A 13,599-nucleotide genomic window follows, 5' to 3' on the forward strand; every position below is an offset into this window, starting at 1 on the left:
AGCCGCTCCCACAGGAACGGCTTCCGAACGGACTGAGACGTTCAGCGTTTGCCCGGCCCGCCTTCCTTCTCCAGCGGAATGTGGGCGACCAGCATGATGGTGTCGCCGCGCTGCTCGACCTCGATATTGCTGCCCTCGGTGGGGAAGTACTTCCTGACCACTTCGAGAAGGTCTTGCCTCAGGGCGTCCACTTTGCCCGGCGCGATCTTGGCCCGGTCGTAGGCAAGCACGAGTTCCAGGCGGTCCTTGAGGGTGTCCTTGCTGCCCTTGCGGTTAAAGCCCAAGCGCTCAAAAATAGAAGCCATCTCACTTCCCCCCAAACAGTCGGCGCAGCACAGCCATGAATCCCCGGTCTTCCTCCAGTTTGGGGAACGCCAGGTCCTCGCCGCGCAACCGCCGTGCGGTGGCCATGAAGGCTTGCCCGGCCACCGACTGACCCAGTACCGCCGGTTCTCCGATGTTGGTGGATACCAGGATGCCCTCGTCCTCAGGAATAATGCCGATCGGCTTGACACCCAGAATCTCCAGCACATCGGCCTCGGAGAGCATGTTGCCGCTGGCGACCATCTTGGGCCGCAGGCGGTTGATGACCAGGTTGATCTCGCTGATCTGCTGGGCTTCAAGGAGACCGATGATGCGGTCGGCGTCGCGCACGCTCGACACTTCCGGATTGACGACCACCAGGGCACCCTGGGCCGGGGCCACCGCCGTTCTGAAGCCCGACTCGATTCCGGCGGGCGAGTCGATCAGTACCCGGTCAAACTGCTCTTCCTCGATGAGTTGCTTGACCGCCGCCTTGAACACCTCGGGGTCGAGCGAGTCCTTGTCACGGGTCTGCGAGGCGGGAAGCAGATACAGGTTCTCGACGCGTTTGTCGCGGATCAGTGCTTGCTGAAGACGGCACTTGCCCTCGATCACGTCAATCAGGTCGAAGACCACCCGGCTCTCCAAACCCATCACCACGTCGAGATTGCGCAGGCCCACGTCCACATCGATCACGGCCACTTTTTCCCCGAGCTTGGCCAGCCCGACACCGATATTGGCAGTGGTGGTGGTCTTCCCGACCCCACCCTTACCACTTGTCACCACAATTACCTTGGCATTCATTCTGGGCAGTCTACCGCCTGGGGGCGAAAACGGTAGCCCACCCGGCAAGGGCCACAAAAAACTGACCCCAGCCGGTGATGGCGGGGCCAGTCAGGAGGAGAAAGGATCAGTTCTTGCCGAGCGACACCGGCGCTCTGAGATCGGGATTGACGCGGGCCACCGCCTCACGCACCACGTCGCCGGTGATGAGTTCCTTGCTGAGCAATTCGGACGCCACGTCGTGCATCGCCTGGGCGTACTCGCTGACAATCTGCCGGCTGCGCTCATAGGCGGCCTGCAAGATGCGCTTGATATCCTCGTCGACCAGTTGCGAGGTGTGCTCGGAGAAGGCCTTGGGCTTGGCCATGTCCTCGCCCAGAAACACCGGGCCGGAATCGGTGGTAAGCGCCATGTTCTTGAAGTTCTCGCCCATGCCCCACTCCAGTACCATCCGCCGGGCGATGTTGGTGCTCTTGCGGAAGTCGTCGGCAGCCCCCGAGGTCACGCTGCCCATGAAGACTTCCTCGGCAGCGCGGCCACCCAGCGCCACGACCAGCTGATTTTCCAGCCGCTCCTTGCTCATCAGCACCTGCTCTTCCGGCAGGTAAAACGCTGCGCCCAGCGCCCGGCCACGCGGGATGATGCTGACTTTCTGCAATTTATCAGACCCCGGAATCACGGCGGCGGTCACGGCGTGCCCAGCCTCGTGGTAGGCAATCGCTTTCTTCTCAGCGTCGCTGATGGTGAGTGAGGAGTTTTCCAGGCCCAGGGTGATCTTGTCGAGCGCCCGGTAAAAGTCACTCATGTCGATCTGGGTCTTGGCAATGCGGGCCGCTTCCAGGGCCGCCTCGTTGACCACGTTCTTGAGGTCCGCGCCGGAGAAGTACGGGGTGCTCTTGGCAATCTCTTCCACGTCCACGCCGCCGGACAGCGGCTTGTTGCGCATGTGGACCTTGAGGATAGCCTGACGCTCTTTGAGGTTGGGAAGATCAATCGTCACCTGACGGTCGAAGCGTCCGGGGCGCAGCAGCGCCGAGTCGAGCACGTCGGGGCGGTTGGTGGCCCCCAGCACGATCACCGAGGCGTTCTTCTCGAAGCCGTCCATCTCAGAAAGAATCTGGTTGAGGGTCTGCTCACGCTCGTCGTGGCCGCCGCCGATGCCCGCACCGCGCTTGCGGCCGATGGAGTCGATCTCGTCGATGAAGATGATGGCCGGAGCACTCTTGCGGGCGTCCTCGAACAGGGTCCGCACGCGGCTCGCGCCCACGCCCACAAACATCTCCATGAATTCGGACGCGCTCACCGAGAAAAACGGCACCTCGGCCTCGCCGGAGACGGCGCGGGCCAGCAGGGTCTTGCCAGTGCCGGGAGGGCCGACCAGCAGCACGCCCTTGGGAATCTCCGCGCCGATCTGGTGGTACTTGCCGGGGTTCTTCAGGAAGTCCACGACCTCGATGAGTTCGCGCTTGGCTTCCTCGTGTCCGGCCACGTCGGTAAACTTGGTGCTGACCTTGTTTTCCTTGCCGTAGCGCTTGGCCTTGCTCTGCCCGAACTGCATCACGCCGTTCTGGCCGCCCTGGGCACGCATGAAGAAGAAGTACATCATGCCGAACAGCAGCAGGATCGGCAGGAAGGTGGCCAGCAGGCTCAGCCACTGGCTGGGCGCGGCGTAGCTGTAGTTGACGTTTTGCTTTTGCAGCTGCGCCGTCAACTCGGTGTCGGGGGTGGCGGAGGAGTTGGGCAGCCGCACCTGAAACTCCTTGACGCTCTGGGTGCCGCTGGCGGTGTTGGCAGGCACCTGAGCCGGGTTTTTGAGGGTGACGTTGGCCACGTCGCCCGTCGAGACGACCTGCTGCACCTGTCCCTGGCTTAGCAGGGTTTTGAAGGTGCTGTAGTCCACTGTGGCGCGGCCCCCAATGGGCGCGTTGGTGAACATCAGGTACAGGGCCACCACGAACAGCAAGATCAGCCACGGATTTAAACGCTTCAAGGCACTTCCTCCAAAAAAGAACGAAAAGGGTGTGTGGGACACGTTAACCTGAACGAGACGAAGGCATCATCTGCAAGGGGCGCACCCATTGAATCTGAGTGTATCAGACTCAAGATGGAGGTATGTACGCTTCGTCCCGCTCAGCACTGAGGACTCCTTTAACCGGGCCTTGAGATTCTCACATCCTGCGCTGGAGCAGCCCGCACTGCTTCCCACGCCGATCCTGGGCACTCAGGGTATGCTGGGCAGAATGATTGATCCCGCCCTCACCTGGCAGCAAGCCTGCGAAGCGCTGTCCAGTGACGACTACGACGCTGCCTACCAGATTCTGGAAGCGGCCTACACCGAAGCCGCGCGCCCGGCCCGCGCCCGCTTGGCGCTGTATCTGGTGAGCCTGAGCAGTTTGTACGGCGACTCGGGCAGTGAGGACATGCGCCGGGGGCTGACCGAGGCGCGCACCTTCGACGCCTCGCTGCGGGCCGACCCACTGTACCTGGCCCTCAGCGCCGAACTCGATGCCCGCACGCGCGGCCCCGACGCCCAGCCGCCGCGCCCGGAAGCCCAGCACGCACTCGACGCCCTGACCCGCTACCACGCCGCCTGCGCCCTGAGCCTGGGCGAGCAGCCGGAAGCCGCCTTACAGGTCGCGCCGCCTGCGCCGGAGTTGCCCGTTCACCTGAGATGGCGGCTGCGAAGCTGGCAGGCCGACGCCGAGGAGCAGCTCGGCCACAGCGAGGACGCCGTCGCCCTCTACGGCGAGGCGGCGCACCTGGCCCTGGGCGTCAACAAAGCGGTGATGTGGCAGGAACAGGCCGCCCTGCTGCTGCAACTGGGCCGCACCGATGAGGCAGGCGCGGCGCTGGAGCGCGCCAGGCCCCTCTACCGCAAACCGCTGCCGGAAGAAGACACGTTGCACCTGGCCAGCTGGCATTACCTCCAAGCCCAGTTCGAGATGCACCAGAACGAGCTGGACGCGGCCCTCGCCAGCATTCAGGAAGCCGCCCGACTGGAAGCCTCACAGAATGAGGCCAGCTACGGCGTGGCACTGGTATGGGGCCAGATTCTGACCAGCCGGGGCCAGCCGGAAGAAGCCCTGCCTCTCTTCGAGCAGGCGCTGACGCACGCTGAGGACGAGGACCGGCCCTACGCCCTGCACGAACTCGGTGTGGCCCTGCTCGACCTCGACCGCCCGGTGGACGCCCGCGAGAAGCTTGAAGCGGTGCTGGGCACGGCGGATTATCCGTTTCTGGCCGAGGTGCTGGCCGACGTGGCCGAGTGCGACTACCGCCTGGGCCGATTGCCGGAAGCCCAGCAGGAAGCCGAGCAGGCGCTCGCCCAGGGCGCGACCATTCCGGCCAGCCTGGTGCTGGGCAGCGTGGCGCTCGACTACTACCACCTCGACGACGCCCTGGAGCACTACCAGCGGGTCGTCCGTGAGGCTGCTCCCGGCAGCCGCGACTGGATCACCGGGCACCAGATGGCCGCCGACGTGATGGCCCAGCAGGGCTTTCCCGACCCAGCGGCAGCCTACGCCCACGCCCAGCAAGCCTTAGAGCATACCGAGGCCAGCGACGACTGGCACGGCACCTTGCAAGACCACCTCAGCAAAGCCGAGACGCTGATGGGCGCGGGAAAAGGGAGAACGCTGAACTGAGTGGGGTCGCAGACAGGTTCGTTCAGCCTGTCAGGCTTCAGATTGCCCAGATCAGTGAGAAGCACGGGGCGACGGATCGACAAAATTCAGCGCCAGCAGCACCCCGAAGATCAAGACCAGCCCCCCAGGGTGTTGCCCTGTGCCCGGACACGGGGCAACAGCATCGTTCCCAGTCCCACGCACGGCAGCGGAGCCAGACAGCCGAGCACGGTACGGATAGAAATTCCGCTTACGCTTTCAGGGCCAGCCGTGCCTGCGCCAGATGATGCCGCAGGTGCCAGTCGTGCTTGGTCACGAGCTGCCACAGATCCTGCCGCCCCTCTACAGGGTGAACGATCTCGCGGGCGAACTGGGCGCTCTCCACGCCGCGCAGCAGGGCCAGCCAGCGCAGATTGAGGCTCTCCAGCAGTTCCAGGGCCGCCGCCACCGGCAAACCCGTATCAGGCAGCAGGATGGCGGCGTCCTGATCGAACGGCTGAATGATGTATTCGTCCTGCGTCAGACCGCCTTTCAAGCGGCTCAGGCCGTGCAGGTGCGCCTCGGCGGCGTGGTGGGCGAGCTGGCGCACGTTCCAGCTTCCCTCGCGGTAGGTCCGGGCCAGTTCGGAAGTGGTGCGGGCACCCACCAGACCGCGCCAGTCAGCCACTGATTGTTCCAGCGAGACGGCGAAGTGCTCCAGGGTGGCGGGCACGCGCTCAGCAGCGGGAAGCTGGGGCAGCGGGCCGATGGGAAAGCGGTCAGCAGGGGAAATCATGGAGCAGTCTAGCAAGCCAAGTACGTCCTGACGAGAGTGCAGGAGTAGCGTCCTCAAGGGGAGGAATGGCCCTCTACAGGTGCTGCCCATGACGATAGTCCGTTCACGACGATAGGGACGGAGCGCTTTTCGTGGAAGCCCGAAATGGGAGCAATGACGTACTTTCTTCCTCGCTTGCTCCGCTCGGTAGAGCCAAAGCCTTACAAGGAGATATTTAGAGTTCAGGCAGCTTCGAGCGCGTGCCCAGCCGGGCCGATGGCCGCCGAGCTGAAGGCCAGGCCACCGCTTGCAGCGCCACCGCGTTGGTCAGAAGTTCCCTGGGCACCAGCGCAGCGGCACCAGCGCCCCGCCTGTGGGCTGATCAATGCTCAGCACCGCGCTGGAGACCACCGACAGGGCGATGATGCTCCACACACCGATATGCTGGGTCAGGGTCAGGATGCCCAGTAGCGCCGATGTAAGGGTCACGATCTGCCTTCAGGTGCCGACAACAGAGAGAAGCAAAGCCAGCCATAGCACACGGAACTGCAGATTTTTGAGAGCGTCGAAGGTGTGAAACTTGCTGGCGTCGGGAGCGGCACTGCCCATCTGCCGGAAGCGCTAATCGGGAACCATATGTTCGGCGCACGGCCAGGTTGAGCAAATCTTGTGATTTGACCTCAGCACGGCGTCAAACCTGAGCTGAGGTTATGGAGCACCGCCGAGCTGACGGCCCAGCCGCTCGGCAGCCTGCGCGGCTTCAGCCAGTTCCTGCTCCATCTGCGAACGCTGATCTGCCGAACGGTCAGCCACCTCCGTGTTCGCCGGGAGCAGACTGCGGGCGTGCAGCGAGAGGCTCAGCGCCGCGTTGGCGTGGAGCTGCATCAGGGCGGTGTCCGCCTCGGCGGGCGTCAGATCACTGCGGGCATGGCCCCAGGGCGGCTCCAATCGGGCGGCCTGGGCCAGTTGCTCGGCCTGAAGCCGCAGGGCACGGGCGGCGCGGCGCTCGGTGCTGGCCTGCTCGGGATCGCCGCCACGCCGGAAAACCGCCACCGCCTGAACATAGCGCTGCTGCGCCTCGGCGGCCCGCTGCAGGGCTCCCCGTAACTGCGCCGAGGGCCACTCGGGCCACAGCAGATACACCGCCAGCGCGACCAGCCCGCCCAGCAGGGTCAGTGAGATGCGCTGCTCGACGACCAGACGCTCCGGCAGGCCCGAGGCCGACACCGAGAACACCACATACAGCGTGATGGCTGCCGAAAAGGCCGCATAACTGGTGGGAAACAGCGCGTACACCAGCCAGGCCGCGCCCAGGCTGAGCAGTCCCAACGCTACCGGGCCAGGATGCAGTGCCCAGATGAGCAGCGAGGCCAGCAGCACTCCCGCCAGCGTGCCGCCGAAACGGGCCAGCCCCCGCGTCAGGGTGCTGAGGTAATCCTGGCGCAGCACCACGCCCACCGTCAGGGCCAGCCAGTAGCCGTGCGGCACACTGAACAGCCGGGTCAGCAGCGTTACCAGACCCAGCGTCAGGGCATATTTGAGGGCGTGACGGCCCAGGCTGCCGCGCGGCGAGGCGCTGCGCCACCACTGGGCCAGCGCGCTTTCGGGCTGGGCGGGCGGTCGACCGGGGGCGGTTGGCCCAGCAATGGCTGGTTCATCTGAATCTTCGGCAGCCAGATCAGTCAGCAGCCGCACCACCAAGCTGGCCCATTCATTGAGGTCAGGTTCGCCAGTTGGAACCAGACGCTGCAAAGTGGCGTTCAGCGCGGCGCGGGCCTCCAGCGTCAGGTGGGGTTGACCGTGAACCAGCCCGTTTTCCAGCGCCCGCAGGGCCGTCAGCAGCGCCTGGCTCATCTGCTGGGCCGCCCGGCTCGCTGCCGGGCCACGTTGACGCGCTGTCCAGTCCGCACGGGCGTAACCGACCAGCGCGGCCCGCAGGCCCTCGGCCACCCGCAGCGAGCGGCGCAACTCGGCATGCTCGCTGCGCCAGGCCAGTTGGCGGGCCTGGTCCAGCACCGTCCAGGCATCCTGAAAGGCGGCGGGGTCGGCCAACTGATCGCCCGGCTGCGGCAAACGGGCGATCAGCGCCGAGAGTTGGCGGTAAACCCGCGCCACCGCCTGCCGCTCGGGATGACGCGGACTCAGCGGCCAGATCACGCCGAGTAGCACGGTCTGGAGCAGCCCGCCCGACAGCACCAGCAGGCCGCCGGGCAGGGCCAGCGCGGGAGGCAGGTTCAGCCCCGAGAGCACGATGAAAATCATGGTGCCCTGAATACCGATGGTGGTGGCCGCCGCATTGGACGCCCCGTAAACCGCCAGCCCGAAACTCAGCAGCGTGACGGCCAGTACCAGCAGCCAGAGGTACGGGCCAAGCAGCAGGGCCAGCAACGTGACCGCGCCCATCACGGCGCTGGCACTCAGCATGAGGCGCAGGCGACTGCGGTAGACCCCACTGAACGAGGCCAGCCCAGCGTTGAGCGCTCCGATGGACGCCAGAATGCCCCAGGCGGCGTGCCCGGTCAGCGAGGCCAGCCCGATTGGAATCGCCACCCCCAGGGCGCAGCGCGTCGCCGTGCCGGGCCGCCATTTCTCAGGCGCGAAGGCGAAAGCGGTACGAAACAGCAGCGTTCGGCGGCGCATGGATACACTCTGGCACGCCAGCGGCGCGTGGCTGGACTTGTGAAACCTTAAGGATGGGTTTCTGTATCGTCATCGTCAGTGTCGTCGAAGCGGGCGATGGCCTGACGGGCCCGGTTGACCCGCAGTTGGGCCACGTCCGGGCGGCCATAATGTCCGGCGGGGTCGAAGTTCTGGCGCTCCTCACGCACACGGGCGTGGTCGAGGGTGACGACAAAAAGGCCCTCCTGCTCAGCCACCGGCTCCAGCAGCCAGCTGCCGTCCGGCGCGGCGACAGCGCTGCCTCCATTGCCAAAAAAGGGACGGTGTGTGGCTAGCAGTTCCCGCTGAAACGGCGTGCCCGCTGGAATGTCTTCGGGGCGCAGCAGGCCGCTGACCGACACCACATACGAGCGGCTTTCCAAGGCGATAAAGCGGGTGATGTCGGGCGTGTTGTGCATTCCACCCGGCCAGACCGCCACGTGCAGATCAGACCCCTGGGCGTAGAGCGCCGTTCGCAGCAGCGGCACCCAGTTTTCGTAGCAGTTGAGGCCGCCGACCTGGAAAGCTCTCAGCGGATGCACCCGCAGGCCGTGGCCGTCGCCCGTCGCCCAGACCAGGCGCTCCTCGTAGGTGGGCTGGGTTTTGCGGTGAACTGAAGCGACCTTGCCGCGCTCGTTAACGTAAACCAGCGAGCAGTACAGGCTGTGGCCGCCCCGGTCGGGCGCACGCTCCATGATGCCCAGATACACCGCCAACTGGTGCTGGGCCGCCAACCGGCACACCCCAGCGAGGTCGCCGCGCTCGATGGTCACGCCTTGATTGAGGTAGTGGGCATACATCCGCTTCTGGGCCGGATCGTTAAACTTTGCGCCGCCCGTGAGTTCTAGCCAGAACGGGTAGCCTGGCACCAGCGCTTCACCGAACACGACAAGCTGACAGCCACTGAACGCCGCTTCCTCGATAAAGCCTTCAACTTTTTGCAGTGTCGCCACGCGGTCGAGCCATACCGGAGCCATCTGCACCAAGCCGACCTTGAGTTGATCGGGCGACTGAGGAGCAGGTTCAGTTTTCATTGGCTCCACTGTAAAGGATGACTTGAGCACTGCCGCTCCAGGCATAAACTCAGTCGCTGTGGTGGAGCGCTTGGGCATCTGCTGGGGCAGGTCGAGACACCGTGAGTGCAGCCGGGTTACAGACTGCCGAGCCTCAGCGCTCAAAAACCCCGTGCATTCCGGACAACTGAGTCAGCGCCTCAACATTCTCCTGCGGCGTCCCCTGTGCTGTATCCAGCCGTAAGTGTGGCGTCGTCCAGGGCTGGTAATCGCTGGCCTGAACGCCCGGCCAGGTGGGCGGCCTCCACTCTCCGGCGTGGGTGGTTTCGTCCTCCCGCCGCGTCTCGACCCGCCGCTGATGTTCAGCCCTGTCCGAGCAGATAATTTCAATGTCCACGCACCGACTCGAGCAGCGCCGCGCCACTTCATGCCACGTTTCACGCGTCACAAGCAGGGGATTGACACAGTCCACCACCACCGTCTGACCCAGCCGCAGGTTGTCTTCGGCGAGATTGTAAAGAGCCGTGTAGCCTTCCACCGTCGCCTGAAAACCTGCACTGAGGAGAACAGCTTCCAACGTATCCAGACGAAGATAAGTTGATTTGAGTTTTCGTGCAAGCTGACGGGCCAGCGTAGATTTTCCGGTCCCAGGCAGGCCGCTGAAAACAATGAGCATCAAACCCAGTGTAAGCGTGACTGATGCGGATTCCGATTAGATCGTGTTCAGCGTCTGTGTGCTGGACACGATCTAATCCGACCAACGGGAGGAGGAAAAGATACTGGTTCTGCGTTATGAAAGTGCATCCCGCGCTTTTTACGGGGTGTACTGAAATTAAGAGGAATCAGTATCAGACCAAAAAAGAGCCGGAAGCTTTCGCCTCCGACTCCTCCAAACGGTTGGGTTTGTTTGTGCTTAGAAGTCCATGCCGCCCATGTCGCCGCCGCCCATGCCGCCGCCACCCTGGCCGCCCTGCTGGGGCTTATCGGGCTTGTCGGCCACGATGGCCTCGGTGGTCAGGATCAGCGCGCCGATGCTGGCCGCGTTCTGGAGGGCGGTGCGGGTGACCTTGGCCGGGTCAACGATGCCAGCAGCCACCATGTCGTCCACGTACTCGCCCGTCGCAGCGTTGAAGCCGTAGCGGGGCTTGTCGCTGTTGATGACGGCGTTGACGATGACGCTGCCTTCCTCGCCCGCATTGATGGCGATCTGGCGGGCGGGTTCTTCCAGGGCGCGGATCAGGATACGCGCGCCGGTGGCCTCGTCGCCGATCAGGCTCTCGGCAGCCTTACGAACCGCAGGAATCACGCGCAGCAGGGTGGTGCCGCCGCCAGCCACGATGCCTTCTTCCACAGCCGAGCGGGCAGTGGAGAGGGCGTCCTCGTAGCGGTGCTTCTTTTCCTTGAGTTCGGTCTCGGTGGCGGCCCCAACCCGGATCACGGCCACGCCGCCGGACAGTTTGGCGAGGCGCTCCTGAAGCTTCTCGCGGGCATAGTCGCTGTCGGTGCCTTCCAGCTCGCCCTTGATGGCGTTGACGCGGGCCTCGATCTCGCTCTGGTCGCCCGAACCGTCGATGATGGTGGTCTCGTCCTTGGTAATGCGGACGCGCTTGGCGCTGCCCAGCATCTCCAGGGTGGTGTTCTCCAGCTTGTAGCCGAGGTCTTCGGTCACGAGCTGCCCACCGGTCACGGCGGCGATGTCACGCAGCATTTCCTTACGGCGGTCCCCAAAGCCGGGGGCCTTGACGGCAGCGATGTTCAGCGTGCCGCGCAACTTGTTGACGACCAGGGTGGCGAGCGCCTCGCCTTCCACGTCTTCAGCGATGATCAGCAGCGGGCGACCCGTCTGGGCAACTTTCTCCAGCACCGGCAGCAGGTCCTTGAGGTTGCTGATCTTCTTCTCGTTGATCAGGATGTAGGGGTCTTCCAGGACCGCTTCCATCTTCTCGGCATTGGTCACGAAGTAGGGGTTGATGAAGCCCTTATCGAACTGCATACCCTCGACGACGTCCACTTCGGTGTCGAAGCCCTTGCTCTCTTCGATGGTGATGACGCCTTCCTTGCCGACCTTGTCCATCGCGTTGGCGATTTCCTGGCCGACAGTTTCGTCGTTGGCGCTGATGCCCGCGACTTTCTTGATGGCCTCGGAGTCTTCAATCGGCACGGCCAGCTTCTTGATCTCTTCAATGGCCACAGCAACGGCTTTATCAATGCCGCGCTTGAGGGCCAGCGGGTTGGCACCGGCGGCCACGTTGCGCAGACCTTCCTTGACGATGGCCTGGCCCAGCACGGTGGCGGTGGTGGTGCCGTCGCCCGTGATGTCGTTGGTCTTGCTGGCGACTTCCTTGAGCAGCTGAGCGCCGATGTTCTCGAGCTTGTCTTCCAGCTCGATTTCCTTGGCGACGGTCACGCCGTCCTTGGTGATCGTGGGGCTGCCGAATTTCTTCTCGATGACCACGTTGCGGCCACGGGGCCCAAGGGTCACTTTGACGGCGTTGGCGACGGCATTGACGCCACGCTCTAAGCTGCGACGGGCAGATTCATCAAAAATCAGTTGTTTGGCCATGTTGTGTTACTCCTTCAGAAAACGGTGGAGATGTCGGCAAAGTTTGGATTATTCAGCGGTAATAAGTCGGGACAGGCCTGCTCAGTTTTCAATGGCAAGCAAGTCACGCTCGGCGAAAAGACTGTACTCTTTGCCTGCCAGCGTGACCTCGGTACCGCCGTACTTGGCAAAGTGAACCGTGTCGCCCACTGAGACTTCAACAGGAACTTTGGTGCCGTTGTCGAGCGTCTTGCCGCTGCCCACCGCGATGACTTTGCCGCGCTGGCTTTTCTGCTTGGCGGTATCCGGCACGAACAGGCCACCAGCGGTCTTCTGCTCGGTTTCTTCGATAACTTCCACGAGAACTCGGTCGCCTAAAGGTTTCAGCATGTGTTCCTCCATAAGTTGATGTGATGTGCAGCGCGGGAGAGGCGGCAGTGGTCTTGAGGTAAGACTCACAATTTTTACCGTCCCAGCGCCCATCCGACAGTGCAGACCTTAGCACCGGACTCAGCCAAGTGTCAACCCCGAGAGTGCGAGAATCTGAGTGAGAAACGCTCAAGTTACGGCTGCGTGGGCCTTAAGGTAGGCATATACCGATGATTGACAAGTATGCACAACATATATATGTTAATGCCAGATACATCTCAGGGAGGTACGAATGGCCCGCCCACCGATTCTGAGCCGCGCCGAGTTCGAAAGGACCATGCAGGACCTCGTCAAGGTGCCGCTCACACTGGCTCTGGTTGACCTCGACCACTTCAAGCAGCTCAACGACCTGCTCGGTCATGCCGAGGGCGACCGGGTGCTGCGGCAGGTCGAGCGCCTGCTGTCAGGCAGCCTTCCAGCAGGCAGCCATGTGGCCCGGCTGGGCGGCGACGAGTACGCCGTGATTTTGCCGGAAAGCGCCGCCGAGACAGCCCTGATTCTCTTCGACGAGATCATCAAGCATTTTCAGATCAACCGCGAGAGCGACTGGCCACGCGCACTGGGGCTGTCGGTGGGGCTGGCGGGCCGCCCGGCGCACGCCGAGAGCAGCTTCGATTTGCAGCGGGCCGCCGACGAGGCGCTGCTGCGGGCCAAGCGTGAAGGGCGGGGGCGGGCCTGCATCTACGTGGAATCCAAGATGGTACTCAAAAGCAACTACTATCCCAAAAGCCAGCTGGAGCGCCTCGCCAAATTGGCCTCGGCTCTGGGCCGCACTGAGGCGAGCTTGCTGCGGGAAGCGCTGGACGACCTGATCGAGAAGAACCGGGGGGCCCTGTGACCATCTGGGCCGACCTCTCCCCCGGCTGGCAAGTCGCCTGGACACAGGGTTGGGAAGCGTACCGCACTGGGAATGTGCCGGTGGGCGGGGCCATCGTGAATGAAGCAGGCGAGGTGCTGGCAGCAGGGCGCAACCGCACGCGGGAGGCGCGGCGGGTGGACGGAGTGATTTCAGGGTTCGACCTGGCCCATGCCGAGATCAATGCCCTGCTCAGTCTGCCCAACGTTACCCGCGAGGAGGGCTATGCCCTGACGCTGCTGACCACACTGGAACCTTGCCCGCAGTGCGCTGGAACGCTGGTCATGGGTCAGGTGCGTCGCCTGAGCTACGCTGCCGCCGATCCCTGGGCAGGCTGCGCTTCCCTCTTTACCGAGAATGCGTACATGGTGAGCAAGGGGGTGAAGGTATCGCGGGGGCCAGGTGGGTTGGCGCTGTCGGTGCAGGTGCTTCATCTGCTGTCTGAATTGAAGACTGGAAACTTTAGCGGCCCATTTCGTGAGCGTTTTGAAGCGGCAATGCCGGACGCGGTGCGGGTGGCCAAGCGGCTTCACACAGTGAGAATGGTATCGAAGATCTGGAGCGCTAAAGCGGCCTACCTTCAACTTTTGCAGGAGACTCAAGCGTGACCACCCACCTTCACCTGACTCTGCTCCGAC

At 63.7% G+C, this 13,599-nt stretch carries 13 protein-coding genes; 3 read left to right on the forward strand and 10 right to left on the reverse strand.

Annotated elements, in window-relative coordinates; genetic code table 11:
* Nucleotides 1–41: 41 nt before the first annotated feature.
* The 3 genes from minE to ftsH form a co-directional block, all read right to left on the reverse strand.
* Nucleotides 42–305, reverse strand: coding sequence for a cell division topological specificity factor MinE (minE, locus tag N0D28_RS10420; RefSeq protein WP_260559458.1), 264 nt, complete (start codon nt 303–305; stop codon nt 42–44).
* A gap of 1 nt (nt 306) precedes the next feature.
* Nucleotides 307–1,107, reverse strand: a complete 801-nt coding sequence (gene minD / locus N0D28_RS10425; protein ID WP_260559459.1) for a septum site-determining protein MinD — start codon at nt 1,105–1,107, stop codon at nt 307–309.
* Between the two features lie 106 nt (nt 1,108–1,213).
* Nucleotides 1,214–3,076 (reverse strand): ATP-dependent zinc metalloprotease FtsH, encoded by a 1,863-nt coding sequence (gene ftsH, locus N0D28_RS10430; protein ID WP_260559460.1) that lies wholly within the window; start codon nt 3,074–3,076, stop codon nt 1,214–1,216.
* A 250-nt stretch (nt 3,077–3,326) separates the two neighbouring features.
* On the opposite strand from ftsH, the gene N0D28_RS10435 reads away from it, so the two are divergent.
* Nucleotides 3,327–4,730 carry a tetratricopeptide repeat protein gene (locus tag N0D28_RS10435; RefSeq protein ID WP_260559461.1) on the forward strand — a complete coding sequence of 468 codons (1,404 nt, stop codon included), beginning with the start codon at nt 3,327–3,329 and terminating at the stop codon, nt 4,728–4,730.
* A gap of 229 nt (nt 4,731–4,959) precedes the next feature.
* Here N0D28_RS10435 and N0D28_RS10440 read toward each other — a convergent pair whose 3' ends face one another.
* From N0D28_RS10440 to groES, 7 genes are all read right to left on the reverse strand, one after another.
* Complete coding sequence (locus tag N0D28_RS10440) at nt 4,960–5,484, reverse strand: DinB family protein (protein ID WP_260559462.1); 525 nt, start codon at nt 5,482–5,484, stop codon at nt 4,960–4,962.
* A 306-nt stretch (nt 5,485–5,790) separates the two neighbouring features.
* Nucleotides 5,791–5,952, reverse strand: a complete 162-nt coding sequence (locus tag N0D28_RS10445) for a hypothetical protein (RefSeq protein ID WP_260559463.1) — start codon at nt 5,950–5,952, stop codon at nt 5,791–5,793.
* Nucleotides 5,953–6,171: 219 nt separating this feature from the next.
* Nucleotides 6,172–8,103: an FUSC family protein gene (locus N0D28_RS10450; protein ID WP_260559464.1), complete on the reverse strand. Its 1,932-nt coding sequence runs from the start codon at nt 8,101–8,103 to the stop codon at nt 6,172–6,174.
* A 47-nt stretch (nt 8,104–8,150) separates the two neighbouring features.
* Nucleotides 8,151–9,155: a carbon-nitrogen hydrolase family protein gene (locus tag N0D28_RS10455; RefSeq protein ID WP_260559465.1), complete on the reverse strand. Its 1,005-nt coding sequence runs from the start codon at nt 9,153–9,155 to the stop codon at nt 8,151–8,153.
* A 133-nt stretch (nt 9,156–9,288) separates the two neighbouring features.
* The gene (locus tag N0D28_RS10460) at nt 9,289–9,810 is read right to left on the reverse strand and encodes a P-loop nucleotide/nucleoside kinase family protein (protein WP_260559466.1); all 522 of its coding nucleotides are present in this window, start codon (nt 9,808–9,810) and stop codon (nt 9,289–9,291) included.
* Between the two features lie 237 nt (nt 9,811–10,047).
* Complete coding sequence (gene groL, locus N0D28_RS10465) at nt 10,048–11,697, reverse strand: chaperonin GroEL (protein WP_260559467.1); 1,650 nt, start codon at nt 11,695–11,697, stop codon at nt 10,048–10,050.
* Nucleotides 11,698–11,778: 81 nt separating this feature from the next.
* Nucleotides 11,779–12,066: a co-chaperone GroES gene (gene groES, locus N0D28_RS10470; protein WP_260559468.1), complete on the reverse strand. Its 288-nt coding sequence runs from the start codon at nt 12,064–12,066 to the stop codon at nt 11,779–11,781.
* Nucleotides 12,067–12,337: 271 nt separating this feature from the next.
* On the opposite strand from groES, the gene N0D28_RS10475 reads away from it, so the two are divergent.
* Both N0D28_RS10475 and N0D28_RS10480 read left to right on the forward strand, forming a co-directional pair.
* Nucleotides 12,338–12,943, forward strand: coding sequence for a GGDEF domain-containing protein (locus N0D28_RS10475; RefSeq protein ID WP_260559469.1), 606 nt, complete (start codon nt 12,338–12,340; stop codon nt 12,941–12,943).
* A complete protein-coding gene (locus tag N0D28_RS10480; RefSeq protein WP_260559470.1) occupies nt 12,940–13,569 on the forward strand; it encodes a nucleoside deaminase in 630 nt (209 codons plus the stop codon). Before N0D28_RS10475 ends, N0D28_RS10480 begins: the two co-directional genes overlap by 4 nt.
* The last annotated feature ends 30 nt before the right edge of the window (nt 13,570–13,599 follow it).

Source organism: Deinococcus rubellus (assembly GCF_025244745.1).
GTDB classification, from domain to species: domain Bacteria; phylum Deinococcota; class Deinococci; order Deinococcales; family Deinococcaceae; genus Deinococcus; species Deinococcus rubellus.